Below are 22,891 nucleotides of genomic sequence, written 5' to 3' on the forward strand. Positions count from 1 at the left end.
GGTTACGAATAGGACTCACAGTCGCTACCTTGCTGAAGGATAGCCAGCCACCGCAGACACAGATTCAACACCTACTGGAGGATATCTTGAGGTTCTCAATATAATCGACTGATACTTAGTCGAATTTATCGACGCGGTCGGGTCGAGACAGCCAGAAAACCCAGCACGGGATTAAAACACGTCGTACAGTCTGAGATGAGCTAGCAGCGTGAGTATGAAAATTCTGTTCGCTGGTAAGCCAGTACAACAGCTTGTAATCGAGTTATACGATAACATGATCAAACCAGATATCCAAGACTGTGGCCGCCATATCTTGCAATAGGTTATGTTTCCACCGCATATACAAAGGAAAAGGTGCATGAAATAGTAGAAATGGCATATATATTATTTTGTAGATACATAAAGAGAGAATTAATAAGGAAAGTTTAATTCTGAATTTATGTTTTTTGTTGTACGAGATGATTCAAGATTCGGATCGAGGACAGTCTGAAGTCATTGGATCTCTTCTATTTGTGGGATTAATTACGATTGGAATAACAGGTGTAGGTGGATTTGCATTAGCTAATTTCATGGAACAAGCAAATTCCGATGATATATTGATGGATTGTTCGATTGAGATGCAGGATGATTCTGTACTAATCACACATACTGGTGGGGAGTCCGCCGATGTAGACGAGTTAAAAATCGTATTCGAAAATGAGTCATCACAGTCACAAAAAGCGTTTCAGATAACAGAAGGAAATGGGGATGGTTTTTTTGATACGGGAGAATCAGCTGCGTTTGATTCGCCTTCTGTTGAGACTGAAATCCAGCTTGTAACCGATAATCAAGTTATTTGCGATACAACAATTGATCCAAGTCTTCAAGAAGAAGAGGAAGAGGAAGAGGAAGAAGAAGAGGAAGACGAAGAAGAGGAAGAAGAAGAGGAAGACGAAGAAGAGGAAGAAGAAGAAGAAGACGAAGAAGAAGATGAAGAAGAGGAAGACGAAGAAGAAGATGAAAAAGAAGATGAAGAAGAGGAAGACGAAGAAGAAGATGAAGAAGAGGAAGACGAAGAAGAAGACGAAGAAGAGGAAGAAGAGGAAGGAGATGAAGGAGGCTTGTTTGGCCTCTTCTAGATCCCGAAGGACGACTAGAGAAGAGACTGTCCTCGGCGATCACTAGTTACATTAGTTCAGAACAAATTGGCTTTACAGTCGATTTTCATTTGCTGGATTGATCCTCTAAGTAGAGCATTGAATCGCACAACCGAGTTGTTATACAAATCGTCAATCGATTATGACTCACCAACAGTTTCCGCCACAAGAGAATTCAATGAGATGTCGGTCCCTTCCCGTTGCCCTCTTTGCAGGGACGCCCCCACACCCTTGCCTCGCACGGCGTTCGTATCTGTTAGATCTGATTTCCTACTCGTTTGAATTCATTCGCCAGGTGAAGATTGCTCTCAGGACCACAACGAGGCTGTTTGTTTCGCCTTCTCCCCAGATTGCAGTCTCCGACCGTGGGTCCGACGGTTTCGCGTCCTTGCCGTTGGCGAGCGCACTCACAAGTGTCTTCTCACTGTCGACCATCATGAGCCGTCCAGCTGACGTATCCGACCAGACCCACAGTGATTCGAACATCTGTGCACTGGGAATGTCGTCCTGAATACGTGCCTGGACGTCGGCCGAGACCCCTCCGAGTCGGATCGAAACACCTCGTTCTGCGGCCCGACGTAAGCCCGACAGGAGATCCTCAGTAAGGAGGTCTTCGACAGTCATATAGACGATCTCTTCTTCGGCACTGTCAAAAAAATCCACCAGACGGTTAGAAATCGCTTGCTGTCCACTCACAGTCCAGACCCCTCGCTGTTCAGATCGTCGCTGGACAGGTTCGAGTTCAGTTAGTGCCGTCCGCAGTATTTCATTGGAGCGTTGAAGTTCGTGTTCGAATATTCTACTCGCTGTTTCTGCGGAGACTGACCAGAACTCCTTGGGCGAGGTGTTCTGAATATCGACGAGTCCCCGGTTGTGCAGTTCGTCGATAGCATCGTACACCCGAGTCCGTGGCACTTCCGAGACCTCGCTTACGTCTTTTGCTGTTGCGGTATCGAGCATCGCCAACGCAACGAACGTTCGTGCGGCGTAGGTACTCAATCCAAACCGTTCGAGTTGGGTGATTGCTGTCGACTGTGGGTTTTCGATTGGGTTGTTACTCATCGTGTCTGTTGCTGTCTAAACACACGAATCAGATCACACGACGTGGGCGATCGGCACGCAGCAATGCTGTAGGGAGAATACAAATTGGGATTGTGCACTGGTAAATCGCTTGGCTTCTACCAGATATATAATTTTTGTGATTAAGTGAGTGAATTAGTTTACTGCCAATTTGAGAAGGCAAAACGTTCAAATCACGTGTTTCCAAAATGTTCATGCAAGCAGTTACAGTATGATTGGATCTCATGGACTTCCTCGCACACTTCGCGTGCTGCTCTACCAACCTGAATATTCTATTTACGAAACCAGTAACAATATCTATCTGCGCAGATACGGTTTTCTCAGGTAGATCCGAAACTGTCGGACTGTCGAATATATGGAAACAGTGGACAATATACAAGAGGCGGTTGAGATTCTCCAGCAGCTAGGGCTCAAAGAATACGAAGCACAGTGTTTTGTCGGTCTCTCACAGGTGCCGTCAGCCACGGCGAAAAAAATCAGCGAGATAACCGATGTTCCCCGTACGCGCGTCTACGATGCGGTTCGGGTACTGGAGTCTAAGGGGTTGGTCGAGATTCAGCATTCGAGTCCCCAGCGGTTCCGAGCCGTCTCGCTGTCGGAGGCTACAGAGACGCTCCGGGATCAGTATGACGCACGCGTCGACCGGCTCCACGACGCACTGGATTCCATCCAGATGGACACCGATGCTGACGAGTCATCGATCCAGGAGATCTGGTCAATGACAGGCTCGACAGCAATTGAGCAACGGACGAACACACTGCTCTCGCAGGCCGAAACCGAGATCGTATTCGTCATCGCCGACGAGTCATTGTTCACTGACCCGCTGGTTGCGAAGCTCAACGAGACTGACCAGGAAGTCGACCTGTTGGTCGGTGCGGCATCCGAGTCGGTACGAACCCACGTCCAGGATGTAATTCCACGGGCTACAACGTTCGTGTCCGGTTTAGAGTGGCTCCAAGAAGACGACGCCAATACCGACGAAACGGCAATCGGACGGCTGGTGTTGGTCGATCGATCGACAATCCTAGTGAGTTCGATTGTGCCCTCAACGGGAGAGGAACAGGCAATTTTCGGAGAAGGCTTCGGCAACGGATTGGTCGTGATCGCGCGTCGACTGATGTCACAGGGACAATTCACTGCTGATAACTGAGTAGCTACCAATTGTCTACAGTCTGCAGGAAGTTCGTCTTCATCTGCTATCGACAGTTCGAGCAATGGTTTGATCTCATCGAAACCAGTTGTACTCTCTTCGTGGGCGGTAGATTCAACACGCGAATTGGGAGGCATTGACCGCCAGTTGGCAGATGTGTTTTTGATTAAACGAGTAAATTACCAGTACTGTTTTATGAGTTCAAACCAATGTCAAGTTGCAGGGGTTGGGGGGATCTCTGCGAAGGAGAGCCGGGGGCACCCCCTCTTTCGTTATCGATGAAATTGATCGATGAGCTCATAGTAAATAGAGAATTGAGCGACGAGGATATGGACGAAATCGCAGCGAAAATCAACGACAGCGCACGCCAGCGTTTTGAAGAAGAGTCGGAGTAGACTGCCGAATGAAACTGGTTGTAGATACAAATTGTCAATGAGTGACGAACTGATCTCGTCTTACGATTAGTTCGATTCTCCAGGAAGACTGTGAGTTTTGAGAACAACTCGGATTCGATTTGCTAAGACATCCATATTGGCCGTAGCGTGGTCACCTTTGTAGACGAATTCTGTCACCCCTTTCTCAATTGCATCGGCGGCGATCGGTTCGAGCTCCCGGCCCGTCAGCAGAATAATGGGTACTACTGGTTCCCTCCCCGATGGATTCAATGAATCAGCTAGTTCTACCCCCGTTTCGTCTGGGAGTTCATAATTGACAACAATACAGTCGAATGTATTGTCGATGAGACTGTCTCTCGCTTCGGCGGCTGTCCCGACAGCCGTGAGTGACATATTATGGCTGTCTTCTAATGTCTCAATAATACGCATCGACATGAACTCGCTGTCTTCAACGAGGAGCACTTCTGGTACAGTCATCGCCACCATTTTTGCTTTTTGTTTAGAATTCTCTCTCGTAATAGCTCAATCACACATCTATTGGATGTGAATTTCATAGATATTGATCTATCATTGTGGGTATTGGAGTCTCTGGATTATACTTTTTGGGGTGATGGATACTACATTGTTTCCTATCTAACTTCCATATATGTTTGAAATTATCACTCGAAGGAATACATTTATATCGGTCTGGTATTTATATATGAACGTATTTGGGATTGCCCACTTCCAATTCGTCCACCACGAATTGCGCCTAGCTACAAGTCTGGTACATCCAGATTGGGCTTCTCAAATACATTTCTGTAACTCCAAAACCCCTCAAACCAGGTAGATATTGATGACTGTTGACCCACGCAATTCGTATACAGTGAGCTCATCATGGGTACAGTCCCAGCTTGATGAGATTCAAAAAGAGGATTCGTCGGTACGGTTACTAGAAATAGGTTGTAATCCTGAAAGATATAGACGTGGGCATATCCCCGGAGCAATAGCTCTTAATTGGGATCATGAGATGTCTCAAATTTCTGGAAGCCACCGTATTGAGAGAGAAACATTTGAGGAGGTCATGGGAAAGTGCGGCATTACTGAAAACACAACGCTGATTCTCTACAGTGATGAGCGTAATTGGCATGCATTTCATGCATTCTGGATCTGCTGGTACTTTGGACACGAGAAGTTACGCTTGATGAAAGGTGGAAAGTCCAGCTGGGAACAAAACGGGTTCGAACTTACGAAGAATATTCGCTCAGTGAGTGAAACCACCTATACGGTTGATAGAAGATGTGAAGGACTTGATTGTAGTATTGTAAGAATTGGCTGAGATCACTACTCAACGAGAGACACACTTGCTCGCATACTCTGACAGGTAGTCGCTCGTGGCTATCCGCAAGTCTATAACAAGAGTTTCAAAGATACTGGGAGTATGCCCAATAAAATATTTAAAACCACATTTGGTTGATTTTAAATAAATTTATTATCATTAATAATGCTACTAGGGGTTTATTATTATGAGTGTCTACAATATCACATGGAAGTATTAGAAGGAAACCAAATTGAATGTAGCCGGTGTGAGAATATTATCGAATTAGAGGACGCTGTCGGACTCAATAAGTCAAAATCGATATTCAAACCATTATGCTCTGACTGTCTGGGTGCAATTGGTGTTCCACAGGGTTATGATCTTGAGCGTGATATTACGTATCTCGCAAGATAGAAAGTAAAATTGTTTATTGAAATAGTGTCATCATGAGCCAAATTCATATCAACACATATTTTAACCTAATATAATGGTATCTCCCGACAGTCGACAAATTACTGAGAGCTTTCAGACCCAACAAGTTGATGATACAGCCGAGAACATTGAGCCAGATGAAGTCGACGCTGAAGACGTTGTACAGACAGCAGATGGTGAGTTGATTCACGAACCTACAGGACTCGTTCTTGAGGAAGACCAAATCGACCATGGACCAGAGTGGCGAGCATTCACTCATTCAGATCGCCAAGAAGTGTCACGTGTTGGAGCACCTATCTCGCAAAATTTCCATGACAAAGGACTCACAACAACTATCGACTGGAAAAATCAAGATGCATCTGGCCGATCACTTTCTTCTCAAAAGCAGAATCAAATGCGCCGACTACGGAAATGGCAGGACCGTATCCGGACCCAAAACACAGGTGAGCGAAATCTTCAACTCGCACTAAGTGAGATTGATCGAATGACAAGTGCCCTTGGGATTCCAGATACGGTTCAGCAAGTTGCTGCAGTTATGTATCGACGGGCTCTCAATGAAGATTTGATTCGTGGACGATCTATCGAAGGTGTCTCGACTGCACTGTTATATGCGGCCTGTCGACAAGAGGGAATTCCTCGAAGCCTCGAAGAAGTCGCCGAGGTCTCCCGGGTCGACCGCAAGAAAATCGGGCGGACCTACCGACATGTTGCCAACGATTTAAGCCTTAAAATGAAGCCTGCTGACCCAAAACAGTACGTACCGCGATTTGCCTCCGAATTAGGTCTCAGCGAACAGACCCGTAGAAAAGCTAAAAGCGTAATCGATACCACTGCCGAGGAAGGTCTTCTCTCTGGGAAATCTCCCACAGGGTTTGCAGCTGCCGCGATCTACATCGCATCACGGCTCTGTAATGAAAGACGGATTCAACGAGAAATTGCTGATGTCGCAAATGTATCTGAGATTACTGTTCGAAATCGCTATCAAGAACAGATGGAGGTATTGGATCAAAATAGCTAACGACAGATTATGTTCGATACTGTAAGTCAGGATGAGATAATGGGGATCGCTTTTGTGTAGAGAATTGCTGGTAGGGGCTCGCTACTTCAGGTCAGTCCCGAGAAAGCACGGTTCCGCGAGGGTCACGTCTGTTCTGGAAGGATAGTTACAGAGAGTTGTACAAAGCGTCAATGAGTAACTGGATACCTCTGAGTTTGATACGGACGAAACAAAGTGCTACAATGCAACTAGACTGTTATGCAAGACTGCGAACACATATTTAACATATAGGTCAGGACTCACCAGCACGTGTCTGGCCGTTCGATGTGTGTTCCGGCCAGCAAACGATCTGGTTCAATCGTTTCAGTGCCGCCATTCTCCCCTAGCTAGCTGTATGTATTATATGTCTGGAGAGAATTACTTGTAAAGTATAATGTCGACTATCTCAAAGTCCGGTGAGAACACCGACGCAAGCTACGAAATTCGAGCCGACAGGACATCTAATACGCTATATTTGGAGTTTAGCGGTACGCTGACCGCAGACGAGATGGAGACTGCCGCCGACGAGACCGTCGAGACAGCCAAGCGCCTCGATGATGGGTTCCGCATTATCAACGACATCTCTGGGTTCACGCCGCCGTCTCCCGAGGCCGCCAAACCCATCAAGAAGGCACAGGTCAAACTCAAGGAGATGAGCGTCGGCGACGTGGTCCGTGTCGTAGCCGACGACACCAGTTCGGTCACCGAAAACGCCTTCCAGCGACGATCCAGAAAGGCAGGCTATGACGGAAAGACTGCGACGACGGTAGCCGAGGCAGAGCGGAAGCTGGAGTAGTTGAGGCGATAGAACGCGTAGCAAGACGATATTTTGGGCCCTCGCAACGACTTTATGTCACACAGAGTGTTGCACACAATAACGTCCTAGTTGTTCTTCACACACGCATTCAGATGTTTTCAGCAATATAGCTTTCAATCTCCTCAACGAGTGGTTGTCGGAAGGTCCAAAAGCCATCCCAGACGTTCGGTTCGTCTTCAAGTGCGAGGAGCGCGACGTGGTCTGTTATCTCGGCATCCGGTGGCGGCTGGAAGACGACAAACCACGACCGACGGTATGGATAAGAAGTACCTGTATGGACAGTCACTGGGAGATCGTCGCTCGGATCGGTATCACCAACCCCATAGAGGTGGACATCAATGCCACTGTTACTGAGGATTTCATAGACTCTGTAGGTCCCACGTTCATCGTTGAGTCGAGAGAGTCGCTGGAACGATGCACGGAGTCGTCCTCCTCCGGTCTCGGCTGCAATTCGTTCGATAACTCGTGAGATGCTGATCAACAAGAGTTTCTCTTTGTTTGAATCCGGATATCCACGGAGGCGGAACGGAACCTCATCAAGGCCCTGCAAAACATCGGGAAGTGTGATATCTTCGAGATCGATGGCACCCGTTTTGTAGAGGTCAGAATTAATCAATAACACTGATTCGAGCAATTCATCGAGAGTCGAGCGAGCAAGAATGCCACCATCTTCGACCAGCGCAACAGTATCAGTCTCCTCATCAGCAACATCAAGATCGCTAACCGAGACCGGCTGCCCATCAAGCATTGAATCAAGCAGTCTGCGAACCGGATACTCAGCATCACGGTTGAGTACCACGAGCTGCCGGTCGGGATTTTTGATTTCCTCGAAAAACCCACGCAATGAGTCGACCATCATTAGCAAAATAAATTGCCCAAACGGAAATATTTTTCCGAACAATAGATTTGTTCTACCAATATTTCGGTCGCGTCGCAAAGCGGTCTAGAGTTTCGAGTTATGGTCATGTAGACTACTCGGCGGTGCTATCTCTAACGCTCTCTAAGCTACGTGCACTTGGTGCACACCATTCTAACGCAGTATTTTTGTTTGTACTAAGTACCGTCGGGACTCTCAGCGGCAAACTCTAGAGGACTTTGCGACACGACCAAATATTTAGATTTCTACATGTTCGGTAGTTCCAGTACTTCTCAGATCCTGACTTCTCAGATCCTGTGTTATCATTCTATGTTCATATTCAATCTTGGTCTGTTTTATCAGAGTTCGTTGTTGACTGAGAGATAGTCTGTTCAACTAGTGGTTCGTCCCAGTTGCCCCACTCGCCAGGTTGGTCACCCAAACTGACAATGTAATAGAGGAGGGCTTGCCAAAACAAGAAGAGAACGAACCCGACGGGAAGAGTGAAAAACACCACTTCGAACGTACTCAGAGACCAACGAATGATGATTTGCCACACAACGAGTGTCACAACACTGACAGCGAGACCTGCTACGAGTACGAACCGATTTACACTCGTCATTGGTATCCCGCTGTGTCCCACTGTTTAGCAAGGTCGACTTTCTTTTCGGGTGGATAGAACTCACACGCTGGTGGGAGTTCACAGATCCATTCCAACCGTTTCAACAGCCCAAGACGGGTCGTGTTTTGGATTCCGAGCCCCGGATACGCGTTTACTTCGAATACAAGTGGTGTATTAGACCCGTCGAGAGTGATATCAACACCAGCATACCCGAGTCCAGAGGCGGCCGCGGTCTCAACGGCTGTCTGTAAGATCCGATCCCATTCCGGAATTTTGAATGCTGTAAGGTCGACGCCAGTATCGGGATGGGTAGGCACCCAGCGATCATGGCTCTGTTGATACGCGCCGAGTGGAGTTCCATCAGCAACTGTAAGCCCGACTCCAATTGCTCCTTTGTGAAGATTCGCTTGATTCCCCGATTCAATGGTCGGCAGTCTCGTCATCGCCATGATCGGATATCCTTGAAATACAATAATTCGAATATCTGGGACGCCACCTGATGAGAGTCGTCTAAATAACGGGCTTGCCTCTACCCGTTGTTCGATGATCGCAGCACCGCTCAGATTGATTCCTGCATACTGACCTTGGATGATCCGTTGGACGTGTCGAAGGAGGTCGTCGACTGTCTTTTTTCCATCCGTCGTGTGATATGTGTCTTCAGTACGATCTGTGATTATGAGAATACCTTCACCGCCGTATGCATCATCCGGTTTAATTACAAACGAATCTCGTTTTTCAAACACAGCTCTCGCTTGAGAGAGATCGTCCGTATCTTCCACGATTGCGTACGTGTCCGGTGTCGGAATACCTAACCCGTGCAATCGTCGCTTTGTTTCGACTTTTCCCGCACTCGTTCGAAGATGACCTGGATTATACTGCTTTATGTATCTATTCCTGATATTTATGCCCAGTACGTCTGTAAGTGAGGTTTGTCTCGGCTCCTGACGGACCCAAGCCGAGATATTGCGGAGTGCAACCTGTATCCGAGTCCCGATCCCATTTATGAATCCGCCCCAGTGGGAATTGAATCGATAATACTCTTTTAATCGAGTTCGAGTTGTAACTCCCAAATAGAGATTTGTTCCAATGAGTAGTACCCACAGTTCCGGTGTACGAATATACCAGTCGACAATCGGTCTCGTAGAAATCAGGCCGTAAGTGAGTACGATTGCGAGTAAGGTCCAAATGAACTGAATTGATGGCACAGACCAGCCACGTTCTTCGACATCACTGGCAAAGCGATCGGCATACCACGCGGTGACAATTGCCGGAAAAAAGACCTCAATCGTCCCAGAAAGACGGGGTAACAGCCCAATATCACCCATCAGTAAAAACGCAGCCACAGAGAGGCCGACGACACTAATTATGGCCCCAAGACGGTGGGCTGTTCCAACATTTAGCGGTTCTAATATCGCGTAAACTCCCATAGAAATAACAAAAATATTTAAGAAAAGTCCTAATCCCCAAATTAAGCCTGTCGACAGCAATGTTAGTGCAAGGACGATCGGAGCAAACAGCCCGTAGGTCTTTAGCCCCAATTCGTTTCGGAGAATAGCTATGAGACCTGCTGCAAGCGTCAATTGAAACAGCGTTCGATATGGCTCAAGTAATGTCGACAAAGACGTAGAGAACAGTCGTAACGTCCACCCAAGTATAAGAAAAATCAGTAGTAGGCTCGCTACGAGATAATATTGGAATGTATAGCTTTCAAAAAATTTATTAAAATATCTTAGTTTACCTTGATTAGTCATAATTCTATCCGTACCTCATCACTATTTTGAGATATACTCGACATACTGTATTTATAGACCGAATGAGTATTATACTTTTGATCCCGTCATATGAGTGTATTTATTCTATGTGACATATTCGCCCGATAACGTTGGAAGTAGCGTGCAGAGCTACTGCACGGCCTGTTCAATACGATGAGTCAACAGTTCGTAGGAGGTTCCACAGAACGATTTGGGCACAAAATCGGTCACGCCACGCTCGAAGGCCGCCGCAACGGTGTCGGCAGACTCCTCGCCGGTAAAGAGTATAAACGGTAGTCGCGGGTAGGCCTCCCTGATCGCCGCGAGGAACTCGAAGCCGTCGGTCTCGGGCATCGTTAGATCGCTCAGTACACAGTCGACTCCACCCCTCGAAAGGCGGTCGAGACCGGCAGCGGGCGTGAGGGCAGTCACCACCTCGAAACCGTGGTTGGAGAGCATTTCGGCGTGGATCTGCGTCGCACGACGGCTGTCGTCGACGTAGAGGACCCGTATCCGATTACACATGGCGGTACTACTGGCTATCAGGGCATAACTCTACGACCGTCATGTGACGGGTTTTAGGAGTGAAGTGGGGAAATCGGCTCTAGGAACCGTCTCAGACGGGGTGATGGGGTACGCAACCGGCTCAAGCCCAACTGACGGCAGTCGAGGGGGAACCGTCTACAGCACCCCCGCATCAATGAGTCTCCACTGTCGCGTGCGATTTCTAACTCGGAGTACCGTCACATGACGCACTACCGCTTAGGTACCGTTCGTTCGTGAACTCCATATGTTCAAATTATACAGACACTCCGGGCTTGGAGACATATGCGGCCGAATTCGGGAGGGCAGTACCGAATGAAACGCGGTCGAGGGATTGTTTGGGCTGGGTTAGTCGTCTGTCTGCTGCTCGCTGGGGGTGTCGTCGTCGGTTCGTTGGCCGTCGGGGCCCAATCTGACACCGCAACTGCACCCGTCACCAACGAGTCAGCGTGGCCGTCGTTCGGGCTGGGACCGGACGGTAACCGAGCGCTGTCGAACGGCACCGGACCGGTCGAAACAGGTGTCGTCCAGTGGAACTACACCACCGGTGGGATCGTCCATTCGTCGCCAGCGGTCGTCAACGGGACACTCTACGTCGGGAGTGACGACAACAAGGTGTACGCCTTCGATACACAGACCAGTAGTGAACAGTGGAATTTCACCACTGGAGGGTCGGTACTCTCGTCGCCAGCAGTGGCGAACGGAACCGCCTATGTCGGGAGTTACGATAACAGGATCTACGCGTTGAATGCCACCGATGGCACCGAACAGTGGAACTACACCACCGGTGGTGACGTGTGGTCGTCGCCAGCGGTGGTCAATGGCACCGTCTACGTCGGGAGTGACGACGACACCGTGTACGGTCTCGACGCACAGACCGGCAGCGAACAGTGGAACTACACCACCGGTGGTGAGGTGCGATCGTCACCAGCAGTGGTGAACGGAACCGTCTATGTCGGGAGTTACGATGGTGAAGTCTACGCGTTGAATGCCACCGACGGCACTGAACAGTGGAGCTATTCCCGCGGCGGCCCCGGAACTGAGCTATCGTCGCCAGCAGTAGTCAACGGTACCGTCTACATCGGCGGTGTCGGCGGATCGGTATACGCGTTGAACGCCACTGATGGCACCGAACGGTGGAAGACAGCAACCACTTTTGACGTGCAATCGTCGCCGACGGTGTGGAACGACACGGTGTACATTGGAAGCAATGAAGACGTTTATGCGCTGGATACAACCACCGGCACCGAACAGTGGAGCTATCCCACCAACAACAAGGTGTACTCGACGCCGACAGTCGTCAACGGAACAGTGTACGTCGGGAGTTACGACAACAACGTGTACACGCTTGACGCGGTGAAAGGCACTGAACAGTGGACCTACACCACCGGCGGGTTCGTGTTCTCCTCACCGACAGTCGTCGACGGCATTGCCTACTTCGGGAGTGAAGACGGGAACCTGTACGCACTCCACGCCGACGACTCCGTCCCGATACTCTCGGAATACACTGTCTCGAATCCATCGAATCAGAACATTGCCGTTCGGTTCAATTCGGATAAACTACTCACCAACCTCTCGGCCTCGATCAGTGGGACCGAATCGGCCACGCTCTCGACGAGTGATTTCACACCGACGGTCGACACCGATGGCAACGTGACATATGAGGCTATCTACACGGCAGGCAGTGAGGGTAGCTACACGGCAACGCTCGATACCGCCGCAGACGGTGCAGGCAACGACGCCGCCACCAGTCAGGCAGAGTCTGTGGTCCTAGATGCACCACCGACAATCTCAGCGTACGCTGTTTCGAATCCATCGGGCCAGAACGTCACGGTTCGGTTCAACGCAACTGAACAGCTTTCGACGATCTCGGTCTCGATCAGCAACGCTGAGTCGGCTACGCTCTCGTCGACCGATTTTACAGAGACGGCCATCACTGGTGGTAACTACACGTATGACGCGAGCTACACCGGAATTAGTGACGGTACCTACACCGCAACACTCGATACTGCCGCAGACGCCGCGGGCAACGACGGCGCGACCGGCCAACAGGATTCGGTGATCGTGGATACGACGCCGCCGACGGCGGCTGCAGGCGAGAACCAAACCGTCGATGAGGACACCACTGTCCAGTTCAACGGCTCGAACACCACTGACAACACTGGAATCGCCAGCTACAACTGGAGCTTCGGAGATGGGATGAACGCGACGGGCCAGACAGTCACTCACACCTACACCGACTCCGGCGAGTACACCGTGACACTGACGGTCGAAGACGCAGCGGGTAATCAGGACATCGATACGAGTACCGTCACCGTTGAGTCCAGTAGTAACGGTGGTAGTGGTGGTAACGGTGGTGGCGGTGGCAGTAGTCGATCTACAGACACCGGGTCGACGGTGACGGTTGTTCCTGCACAAGAACCAGAATCCTCGGATAGCGACGACTCGTCGACCCGTGGCTCTGAGGCTGCTGACAGTATCGACAGCCAATCAGTGGCTGTCCGCGGTGTCTCCCGGGGTGAACGAGTCAGCGTCGACTTCACCACACCCGACGAAGACCGCACGGCAACCGATCAAGACGAGTCGACCGGCGACTCCGATGGCAGCGATGAGCCGACACCACGACAGGTTCGAAACATTGTCCCCGATGGACTTGACATTCAGTTCGCCGAGGCGGGAGATTATGAGTTCACCGTCCGGACTCGTGACGCCGACACCAGCGACAGTGCCGAGTCGGAACCGAGCAGGACTGGCGACTCCGGGTCGGCATTCCGATCCGATTTCTCGACGAACAGCCTCAGCGACGATGGGGTTCGATTTGCGCGTGAGACGCGCCAGCGACCGGTCGGATTCATCGAGGTCGACACAGAGTTCGAAACTGAAGCTGTCGAGACAGCGACACACCGCTTCCGGGTGCGGAAGAGCTACCTCGAGTCGACCGACGCGTCGGTCGAGAGCGTCAGACTCTACCGTGACGAGATCGCTCAGTGGCGGGAACTCGACACCCAACAGGTCCGAGAAACCGAGGACTACTATTTCTTCGAGGCCGAGACGCCCGGCTTCTCGGTGTTCGTCATCGGGACGAGTGCGCCGGTTTTCGAGACAACTGACCAGCAGTTGATCGGGTTCGACGAGTCGACTGGCGGGGTCGAAGCCACCGTCTCGGTCGAAAACATCGGCAGCAAAGCCGGAACCTATGACGCGGTCCTTTCGGCCGACGGAGAAACCATCGGTACTGCTGAAGCCTCCGTCGACGCCGCCGAGCGCGCTGACGTGACAGTCACCGGCACCGTCGAGACGGACGACCCGGTGACGCTCAGGCTGGCCGGGCAGTCGCTCGGCGACGTCACACGCACCAAACCAACACCGGTGCCGACCGACCCAGAGCAGTCCGGACTCCGTCTCGTCGGCGTCCTCCTGGGCGTGGCCGTTGTCGTGATCGGTGGGCTGTTGTGGAGTCGACGGAAGAACGGCGAAGAAACCCAATAGAGAGAAATCATCCGGTATCCAAGAGCCACCCGCAACTACGGGTCGACGCCTCAGTCGACGTCTGGCTTGGCGACCGGGAGACAGACCGTGATGGCAACTCCCCCAAGCGTCTCAGCGTCGCTGATCGTGACACGACCACCGTACTGCTCGATGAGCGTGTCAACGAGATATAAGCCAAACCCGGTGCCGTCACTGCCGGGCAGCGTCTTGCCCTCGGTGAACACCGACTCGCGGTCGGCTTCCGGGATACCCGGACCGTTGTCGGCGACAGTTATACATGCCATTTCGTCTTGGACTGCCCCCGAGACGACGACCTCGGGGGCGTCGGTGTCGTTGTGGGCGATGGCATTGGTTAGGAGGTTGCGGAACAGCGCGCCGAGCAGTTCGTTGGCCGTCACATCGACTGCGGGCACCCCATCGAGGCGGATCGTCACCGCTGGGTCGATCATCGACGCGCTGGCGATCTCGCGGTCGAGCGTCCTCCGTAGGTCGACTGGAGTAAGCGAGTCGCCCAGCGACGAGATGACCGACATGAGTTCTCGGGCCTGCTGGGTGAGGTCGGTGATCCGGCCGCTGCTGGCGGCAATCTGGGCGGCCCGCTCGTCAATCTCCGTCTTGGGGTCTGTCTCGGGCGTCGCAGTGCTATCACGAGCAGACTGTCGACCGGCTTCGGGGGTTGGCTGGCCGGACCCGAACTGTCCGGCCAGCGTCGTGATCAAAAACGCCTCGTTGCGGATGTCGTGGCGGACGAGCTTGTTGAGCAGTTCCAGCCGGTTGTTCTGGTCTTCGAGCCGCCGCTGGGCCTCCTTGCGGTCGGTGATGTTGGTCTGAATGCCGAGAATACGATCCGGCTGGCCGTCGGCATCGTACTGAACGACACCACGAGCTTGGATCCAGCGGTGGCCGCCGTCAGGCTGGTCGACCTTGAAATCCGCGCGGTAGGCCTTGCCGGTCTCGACAGCCCGCTCGATGCTGGCCTCGACTGCCTCGAAGTCGGCCTCGGAGACTTGGTCTGCGAACGCTTCGACCGTGTTGGGGAACTCGCCGGGCATGTAGCCATACAGCCGCTCGGAGGCCGTATCGAAGATCAGCTCCTCGCTGGTGAGGTCGAACTCCCAGACGCCGGTGTCGGTCTCTTCGAGGGCGAGTTCGAGTCGGGTGTTGAGCGTCGTCAGTCGCTGTTCGCGGCGATGGCGGGCGGTGACATCTCGGAGCAAAAGCTGGCTGCCGATAGTCGACTCGCCACGAACCAGCTGGCTGAGGGTGACATCGAAGACACCAGCGTCGGTTTCGACGGTCGCGGACTGTTCGGCTGCCGCTTCGAGATCGAACGGTCTTATAAATACCCCAAGCGCGTCGACGCCGGATCGACCGAGCAGCTCGGTGTTGGGGCTGCCGAGAAACCGACGTGCAGCGTCGTTGAGGCCCACAATGAGACCATCTCTGTCGAGGGTGACCAGTCCATCGTCGAGCTGTTCGAGCGCGGTTCGACGAGCGACCGGCACCGCTGCGAATAGATCATGGCGATGGACTGTGTAACTGAACGCGATTGCCGTTCCAATGTACCCGTATCCCATGTAGTTCGGCGTCGGCTCCGGACCGAACCCGGTGATGTGTGCAAGGGCCCCAACCGCTGGCAACAGCAACCCTCCGATTAGTGCGAACAGTTGTCGACGATAGCTCCCCTGGGCGTCGCTGGCAGCTCTGGCGAGCAGGACGATCGATACGATCAAAAACGCGTAGCCGTAGACGACATACAGCCAAAACAGCGGGCCGTAGTCGTTCGAGAGAGTGATATAGCCGCCTACCTCGCCGAGGCTCTGTTGGTAATGCAGCCCATGCAGTGGGTTAGTGATCACGCCGACAATGGTAATCACTGGGAGGCTGAACAACGCAGCGTACTGTCGACGCGAGAGATCATAACCGGTGTACACCAGCACGTATGCCAAAATAAATGCCACTACCGGCCCGTCACCGAAGTAGATGAGTGCGTTCCAGAACTGCTTGGCTTCTAGTGTTGTGGCCGCCTGCCGAATGGCGAACAACGCAAGCGAGAGCGCGATTGAGGCGACTAACCCGGCTGCAAGCAGTTGGCCCGGCGCGCGCCGATCCACCTGCTGACGCCAGAGCAGATAGCCCACATTGACCCAGAGGAGTGTCGATCCGAACAGCAGCGGCACAACCCCGGGATGTGCTTGCCAACCCATACGAAACGACAGGCAAGCCCGATAGAAAACATTTCGATTGTTATATTGACGTAAAAAATAATGTGGTGGTCGATTTCTTGTTCGTGCGCCGACCGCCTCAGTTAGCGGTAGAGGTCGGCAAACAGCTTCTGCTGGCCCGCTCGGAGATGCTGGAGAAACGTCGAATGGGCGACACCGAGAGCCTCGGCGATCTCGGTGGCCGAGCTTCTGCGTGGCTGCTCAAAGTAGCCGTGGTGGAACGCCGCCTCTAGGGCGGCGGTCTGCTTGGCAGTAAGCCCACTCATGTCGACGATACTCACCGAAGCGGAGTCAGCAACGGAGCGTGTGGTGTCGCCCACCGATAGGACGGCAGTTCCATCGAACACCATTGCCACGTTGTCGACCGTCTCCCGGACTGAGCTCCGCGCCGGAAGTTCAACGACCAGTTCGGCCCCACTGGTTTCGACGGTGGTCGACCGGACGACTGCACCCTGATTGATCAGGATAGACTCCGGCGTGGCGGCCTCAACAACGACTTGGAGGCGAGACACAGTTCCCTCAACGATTGTCGTCACCTCACTGACATCGGGGTGCGAATCGAGTGCGGTTCGGAGTGTCCCAACCATCGACTCGTCGACCGAAAGATACTGTAGAAACTGTCCGTCGGTGTGTCGAAGGGTTCCATGGACAGTGATCGATTCGCCGTCAGTAAGCCGCTGTTGTCGAACTACATCGAGCAGATAGTACGCGTCGTCGACCACGCGGAGCGTCAACTCGACGGTGTGGTCGGATGCCAGTGCCTGTTCGGTATCGACTGTGTGGATCGCGAAGGCGATACTGTCGGCCAACTCACCGAGGAGTCGACGTTCAGTCTCGTCAAACCGACCGGGCTCGGCGTGATAGACTGCAAGCACACCGTAGGAGATCTCGTTGTATGAAAGTGGGAGTGCTGCACCCGATCGGCAGCCGGATGCGACTGCCTGTTCGAGCCAGTCGGTTGGGAACAGCTCCTCGAAATCGTCCACGAACCGCGACTCGTCAGCGCGAGCAGCCCAGAGGCTCGGCTCGCTGTCGGCGGTGCCAGTTTCCATCGAGAGATCAATAGCCGTGAGATACGCCGTCGCGCCGTGTTGTGCGCGCGGTGTGAGCGTGCCGTGTTCCGGAACGCCAATCCATGCCAGTTCGTACCCGTGGTCGACAAGGAGGCCGGTTACCCCCTGCTCGATGTCGTCTCGAATCCGGGCCGCGACGAGGACGTTTTGCACCGCCCGATTGAGATCGCGTTCCCACCTGAGCTCGCGCTGGCGTTGCTTGCGGTCGGTTACATCACGGATCGAGAGCATTATGGCCGTCTCGCCGTCGTGACTGATCTGTCGACCAGTGTACTCACAGTGCTGAACTGCCCCGTCGACAGTCTGAAGCCGGAGTTCGTCGAGTTGGCCGCCAGCCGACATATCCTGCCAGCGACGAAGGGTGGCTCGAACCTCATCGCGGTCGTCGGGGTGAACGGTCGCAATAAGGTCCTCTACCGATTCGAACCACGAACGGGGCCGACCAGTGAGATCGATAAGCCGCTGGTTGTAGAAGACGAGTTCGTCGTCCTGTATGATGAGAATCGCGTCGCTGCTCTGTTCGGTCAGCGACCGGTAGCGACGCTCGCTTTCGGCCATCGCCTGCCGGAGGCGGGCAGCCTCGACCGCCCGGTGGATTTTGCTGGCAAATACCGAGAGTTGGTCGACTCGCGGGTCCTTGACAACGTAGTCCGAGACGCCCGCATCGATCGCTGCCGAGGCGATATCCTCGCTGCCCTCGCTTGTGGCGAGAATATAGGGTAGCTCCGGCCGTTCTCGACGAAGCCGCTCTAAGAGTTCGAGGCCGTCGACCTCCGGCATCTGGTAGTCGGCTACGACACAGTCGATGTCGAACTCTCCGAGCTGCAACATCGCCTCGTTGGGACTCAGTGCAAGATGGACGGTGATAGATGGATACTCGGCTTCGAGATCACTAGCCACGAATCGTGCCCACTGCTCGTTGTCGTCGACGAGCAGGACCGAGACGGGCGTGTTTCCATCATCCAGATGGTGAGGAACAGCGTTTTCACCGACCATAATTATGCAGTTGGAGCGGTCGGCCACGGAGTGGTCATGTACCGATTTTTGGTGAGTCGATTATTAAATATGTCTGTGGTATGTGTATGTTGAATATGAACGCCAGTGGATACGTCTGACCTATACCTACATATGACGTACTGGGCCAGTACTGTACCGGAAAACAACCCCGTAGATCGGGGCAACTAGCCATTGACCCCACTCTCTGACTCATATGTAGGCAGCCGGGCTATCGTAGACGCCTACAGTCTACAGACTATGAATTTCAGTGGGTATGGAGTCTGTGGCGGTGAGCAGCAGAGGGGCAATCTTAGGACACTTTTTGCGGCAACCGGCTAAGGGATGTTTCTTGTTCTATTTTTTATCGGTCTCGTGGGGATCGTGTACCTGTTTGTGTCGACCGGTGGCGTCCTCGCGGATACCGACACGGATGGCGATGGGCTGAGCAACGCGACCGAAACAGCACTGGGAACGGACCCAATAGTGGTCGATGAATTCTGATCGGTCACTCGATTGAGGTGGGCTAGGTCTACTCACTCACTCACTAGCAGTCGATCACATCGAGAACCTCACAACCTCCTCCAGTAGGTGCTGAATCTGTGTCTGCGGTAGCTGGCTAGTCTTCAGCAAGACGGTGATCGTGAGTTCTACCGGTACCCAGTCGCTGTCGGCGGCGATCAGCCGCCGACGCGACGGTGTTGCCACTCACTAACGCTGCCCTAATCCAGGGGCAACTACCGGAAGAACCGGCTGTCGAGCGGTTGGTTCGCTGGAACGGCTCGACGAACTCCGAGTGCTGTCCAGGCAGCACGGAGTACCATCTCACAGAACTCTGTGAACGGCCACTCCAAGAGGCGGCGCCCCCCGCGGCGGGGCGCCGCCACGTACATCCAGTGGAGATAGCGCCAAACGTTCTGTAACAACAGGCTCACGACAAACAGCAACAGCCGTAATCCGGCGTCACGAGAGCTCGTAAGAGCGAGACTCTGCCTAGCCAACCGGTAGGATGATTCGATACCGAACCGCTTGCGGTAGTATTCTCGGGCATCGCGCGGAGTCTCGATAAACGGCGCGTCAGCGGCGTAGCCGTGACGCGCCACCCCATTTTCATCGTATCTACCTTGCTGGTAGACGCAATCGATGTACACAGGGAACGTCACCTTCCCAGCTAGCTCGTGCTCGATTACACGGCTCCAACCGCTGCTGAGTTCGTCTTTGATAGTATCACCCCATTTGACGACCGGTATGACGTAGGCGTAATTGTAGGCGTACAACAACCCTATACAGGTGCTATTGTAGAAACCCCGATCAAGGTAGACGGCCTTGACGCCCAGGTCAAGGCCGTCAAGCAGTTCGAAGAACTCACTGAGGACATCACTTGAGGTTTCGCCAGCGACCAGCTGGCGAACCGCTAGCGTGTATCGTTTGTTGCGCACCCGTGCGTACAGTGTCGCATAGGCGTGAAAGGTCGTCGTTCCACGCTTAGCCAGCGAAGAGTAGAGAGCTACTGTCTCGTCTTCATCGCCGTAGTAGGGATCGAGGTGGAGGTCGGCGACGACCTCCACCGGTCGATCAGGAAGTGCATCAATGGTTTCCTGTTGGAGCAGCGTGTCTCCAACTTGCTCGACAGTATCGAGGTCAAACTGATCGGTAAGGTGTCCACGGACGGTATTGGCGTGTGGAGAGTCTTCGGTCGTCTCGCAGATGTGATTGATCGAGGTCCCGCTGGCGCTGGCGCCAGCGAGGACCTCGTAGAGTTCCTCTGTCGAGACCCTCACACCGTCTGTGAGGTCTATCGGAAGATCTTCGTTGAGGCTGTTGACGACAAAATTAAGCAGATGCTCTTCTTCGATCTGGTTGTCTGCTTGGTGAGCTATCACATTACGTCCAAGCAGACACTTCCTCTAACCCGATGTGATCGACTGACATAAAGAAACGATCTTCGGCAAAGGAAACCAGGGCCTCGACAGCGACGGTACCGGGATCGGGCTGTATCTTGTTCAGTCACTGGTTGACAGATACGGTGGTAACGTATGGGTAGAGGATCGAGAACCCCCGAGTGCCTCAAGTGATCAGCTACAGACCGCCGCCAACGAGTCGACTGGGGCGGTCTTTATCGTTCAACTTGCGATACACAAGTGAGGAAAATGCCACTATAGCTACGAGTTGAGACGCAGAGAATCATATCGAGAAAAGATCCCCCGGTTAGATCCGTGGACTAAAACGAACAGATGTTTCATCGTTGCCGTTGTAATCGAGTTATACGAAAACTGATCAAGACACGATATGCAAGACTGCGAGCGCGAGTGGGTCATACTAATTCGGCAAATGACGGGGAACCGTTGGATTCGAAGATTTGCTCAACAATTAGGGCTCAGAAGGGATTTGTTCGAGTAGTCTCAGACTCTGACTACTGAGCCGTGATTGTAGTTTTTCAAATTCGCTCTCAGACAGATGGATTTCATTCTGGTCGGTGTCATACCTCGCAAAGATCAGATTCTGGTTGCGATCATAGATGAGCAGTTCGATGAGAGGGTCTGAGATCAGGTCGATAGCGTTGTTGATGTTCTCAGTAGTTGCTTTGACCTGTCCTTTGATTACGCCATCAGTTGTTTCCAGAGCGGTGTTTTCACAGAGTTGATTGACAGCCTTTTGGTTGACATATCCTTCAAGTAGGTCTTTAATGCCTACAAGCTGAATAAATTCTGGACTTCGGTCTGTTGCTTTCAATACCTCTCTGACAAATTTCTGTACTACTTTCGACTTGTCCCTCGACCCCAATTCGTTCGTATGAATGTAGTATCGTTCGGTCACGTTTAGTAGGTGTAAGAACGCTTGCAACGTAAAATTCGGGTCATAGAGACTTCCAGTATATCGACGCCACACGAGCGAAGTGGTGATTGCACTGAATCTATGCTATATGATGGGATTCCAGTTGTGCGGCGGTGATTCGAGGGTATATGTAGTGCAGATTTGGGCTCAAGAGGCTCTGTTGAATCACTAGACAGCGGCAGGATCATTCGCTAAATCGAAGGAGTTGAAGCGGGAGACTTCCGTTGTTCATGACTAAAATCTCCCGCTTCACTAGCGAAATCGTCCCGATTTCTCAAAGAGTTACTGGTGATGGAGACGAATCCGCCGCCCCGGAAGGTGGCGGCGGATTCGCCGACTACGCCCTCGTTTCCCTCCATTGTCTACGGATTTACCTCGACACTTCCTACCGAATGACGATTGACCTCCTGAAGGAGATGCCACAAATAACTGGGGAGATCGGCCTTGACGTGGCCGATCTCCCCGCCCCATCCACGTTGTGTAAGGCGTTCGACCAGATTAGTATGAGTGTCTGCCGAGTGCTGCTGCGCCAGTCGGCACAGCTGCACGACCCCTCAAAACACGGTGCTATCGACGCTACATTTTACGAACGCTCAGCTGCGAGCCGCCACTACTGCCAGCGAATCAGCTACCGTGTGCAGAAGCTGAAAGTCACGAAGCTCGTAGATACAGACTCTCAAGCCGTCCTTGACGTTCATTGTTCAACGAACCGGGAAGGAAGCGATGCAGACCTCGCCGAGCAGATCGCCCGCCGAAACGCGGGCGATCTGCGATCTCTCGCCGCCGACAAGGGATACGACAAGCAATCGCTCCGCGAATCCCTTCGTGACCTCGGGATTCGCCCGCTCATCAAACATCGTATCTTCGCACCCTACGACCACGCGCACAACGCCAGAATCGACGAACAGCGCTACAATCAGCGCTCAATGACCGAGACAGTGAACTCGGCGGTCAAGCGCTCGCTCGGCTTCGCCGTGCGAGCGCGATCTTGGTTCCGTGAGTTCCGAGAAATCGCGCTGATGTGTGTCGTCTATAACATCAAGCGTGCCGTGAAACAGTGAATTCCACTGCTGTATGGCGATTCAACACAGCCGCTCAAGATGATGAGTGTGAAGATGCGAGACTCACCCTCTAAGTATAGCAATCTGTGCAGCTGATCGG

The 22,891-nt window shown here is 52.7% G+C and carries 17 protein-coding genes and 1 pseudogene; 9 read left to right on the forward strand and 9 right to left on the reverse strand.

Going from position 1 to position 22,891, the window contains the following annotated elements:
- Positions 1–458: 458 nt before the first annotated feature.
- Positions 459–1,118 carry a type IV pilin N-terminal domain-containing protein gene (locus HALTADL_RS06835; RefSeq protein WP_089673163.1) on the forward strand — a complete coding sequence of 220 codons (660 nt, stop codon included), beginning with the start codon at positions 459–461 and terminating at the stop codon, positions 1,116–1,118.
- Positions 1,119–1,406: 288 nt separating this feature from the next.
- Here HALTADL_RS06835 and HALTADL_RS06840 read toward each other — a convergent pair whose 3' ends face one another.
- Positions 1,407–2,198: a TrmB family transcriptional regulator gene (locus HALTADL_RS06840; RefSeq protein ID WP_089673162.1), complete on the reverse strand. Its 792-nt coding sequence runs from the start codon at positions 2,196–2,198 to the stop codon at positions 1,407–1,409.
- A 373-nt stretch (positions 2,199–2,571) separates the two neighbouring features.
- Between HALTADL_RS06840 and HALTADL_RS06845 the strand changes: the two genes are divergently transcribed.
- Positions 2,572–3,366: a TrmB family transcriptional regulator gene (locus HALTADL_RS06845; RefSeq protein ID WP_089673161.1), complete on the forward strand. Its 795-nt coding sequence runs from the start codon at positions 2,572–2,574 to the stop codon at positions 3,364–3,366.
- A gap of 461 nt (positions 3,367–3,827) precedes the next feature.
- On the opposite strand, the gene HALTADL_RS06850 is transcribed toward HALTADL_RS06845, so the two are convergent.
- On the reverse strand, positions 3,828–4,238 hold the full coding sequence (locus HALTADL_RS06850; protein ID WP_089673184.1) for a response regulator: 411 nt from the start codon (positions 4,236–4,238) through the stop codon (positions 3,828–3,830).
- A gap of 358 nt (positions 4,239–4,596) precedes the next feature.
- On the opposite strand from HALTADL_RS06850, the gene HALTADL_RS06855 reads away from it, so the two are divergent.
- From HALTADL_RS06855 to HALTADL_RS06870, 3 genes are all read left to right on the forward strand, one after another.
- Positions 4,597–5,079: a sulfurtransferase gene (locus tag HALTADL_RS06855; protein ID WP_089673160.1), complete on the forward strand. Its 483-nt coding sequence runs from the start codon at positions 4,597–4,599 to the stop codon at positions 5,077–5,079.
- Positions 5,080–5,545: 466 nt separating this feature from the next.
- Positions 5,546–6,508, forward strand: a complete 963-nt coding sequence (locus tag HALTADL_RS06865; protein WP_089673158.1) for a transcription initiation factor IIB — start codon at positions 5,546–5,548, stop codon at positions 6,506–6,508.
- Between the two features lie 412 nt (positions 6,509–6,920).
- Complete coding sequence (locus tag HALTADL_RS06870) at positions 6,921–7,322, forward strand: sulfurtransferase TusA family protein (protein WP_143054168.1); 402 nt, start codon at positions 6,921–6,923, stop codon at positions 7,320–7,322.
- Positions 7,323–7,431: 109 nt separating this feature from the next.
- Here HALTADL_RS06870 and HALTADL_RS06875 read toward each other — a convergent pair whose 3' ends face one another.
- The 3 genes from HALTADL_RS06875 to HALTADL_RS06890 all read right to left on the reverse strand — a co-directional run bounded on the left by HALTADL_RS06875 (position 7,432) and on the right by HALTADL_RS06890 (position 11,097).
- The gene (locus HALTADL_RS06875) at positions 7,432–8,199 is read right to left on the reverse strand and encodes a DICT sensory domain-containing protein (RefSeq protein ID WP_089673183.1); all 768 of its coding nucleotides are present in this window, start codon (positions 8,197–8,199) and stop codon (positions 7,432–7,434) included.
- A gap of 618 nt (positions 8,200–8,817) precedes the next feature.
- Positions 8,818–10,572, reverse strand: coding sequence for a sugar-transfer associated ATP-grasp domain-containing protein (locus HALTADL_RS06885; protein WP_089673156.1), 1,755 nt, complete (start codon positions 10,570–10,572; stop codon positions 8,818–8,820).
- 150 nt (positions 10,573–10,722) lie between these two features.
- On the reverse strand, positions 10,723–11,097 hold the full coding sequence (locus HALTADL_RS06890; protein ID WP_089673155.1) for a response regulator: 375 nt from the start codon (positions 11,095–11,097) through the stop codon (positions 10,723–10,725).
- A gap of 333 nt (positions 11,098–11,430) precedes the next feature.
- On the opposite strand from HALTADL_RS06890, the gene HALTADL_RS06895 reads away from it, so the two are divergent.
- Positions 11,431–14,604: an outer membrane protein assembly factor BamB family protein gene (locus tag HALTADL_RS06895; protein ID WP_162551685.1), complete on the forward strand. Its 3,174-nt coding sequence runs from the start codon at positions 11,431–11,433 to the stop codon at positions 14,602–14,604.
- A 50-nt stretch (positions 14,605–14,654) separates the two neighbouring features.
- Here the strand turns inward: HALTADL_RS06895 and HALTADL_RS06900 are convergent, their stop codons facing one another.
- Both HALTADL_RS06900 and HALTADL_RS06905 read right to left on the reverse strand, forming a co-directional pair.
- Positions 14,655–16,811 carry a sensor histidine kinase gene (locus HALTADL_RS06900; RefSeq protein ID WP_089673153.1) on the reverse strand — a complete coding sequence of 719 codons (2,157 nt, stop codon included), beginning with the start codon at positions 16,809–16,811 and terminating at the stop codon, positions 14,655–14,657.
- Between the two features lie 101 nt (positions 16,812–16,912).
- On the reverse strand, positions 16,913–18,925 hold the full coding sequence (locus HALTADL_RS06905; protein ID WP_162551686.1) for a bacterio-opsin activator domain-containing protein: 2,013 nt from the start codon (positions 18,923–18,925) through the stop codon (positions 16,913–16,915).
- A gap of 345 nt (positions 18,926–19,270) precedes the next feature.
- On the opposite strand from HALTADL_RS06905, the gene HALTADL_RS17665 reads away from it, so the two are divergent.
- On the forward strand, positions 19,271–19,399 hold the full coding sequence (locus HALTADL_RS17665) for a thrombospondin type 3 repeat-containing protein (protein WP_218143687.1): 129 nt from the start codon (positions 19,271–19,273) through the stop codon (positions 19,397–19,399).
- A 233-nt stretch (positions 19,400–19,632) separates the two neighbouring features.
- Here the strand turns inward: HALTADL_RS17665 and HALTADL_RS06910 are convergent, their stop codons facing one another.
- Complete coding sequence (locus HALTADL_RS06910) at positions 19,633–20,778, reverse strand: ISH3-like element ISHli5 family transposase (protein WP_076611400.1); 1,146 nt, start codon at positions 20,776–20,778, stop codon at positions 19,633–19,635.
- Positions 20,779–20,824: 46 nt separating this feature from the next.
- On the opposite strand from HALTADL_RS06910, the pseudogene HALTADL_RS17925 reads away from it, so the two are divergent.
- Positions 20,825–21,040: pseudogene (locus tag HALTADL_RS17925) on the forward strand (ATP-binding protein); the annotation flags it as partial.
- Positions 21,041–21,265: 225 nt separating this feature from the next.
- Here HALTADL_RS17925 and HALTADL_RS06920 read toward each other — a convergent pair.
- Entirely contained in the window at positions 21,266–21,628 is a 363-nt protein-coding gene (locus tag HALTADL_RS06920) for a hypothetical protein (RefSeq protein WP_143054167.1), read from the reverse strand.
- 332 nt (positions 21,629–21,960) lie between these two features.
- Between HALTADL_RS06920 and HALTADL_RS06925 the strand changes: the two genes are divergently transcribed.
- Positions 21,961–22,791 carry an IS5 family transposase gene (locus HALTADL_RS06925; protein WP_089673150.1) on the forward strand — a complete coding sequence of 277 codons (831 nt, stop codon included), beginning with the start codon at positions 21,961–21,963 and terminating at the stop codon, positions 22,789–22,791.
- Positions 22,792–22,891 lie beyond the last annotated feature (100 nt).

Source organism: Halohasta litchfieldiae (assembly GCF_002788215.1).
GTDB lineage: Archaea > Halobacteriota > Halobacteria > Halobacteriales > Haloferacaceae > Halohasta > Halohasta litchfieldiae.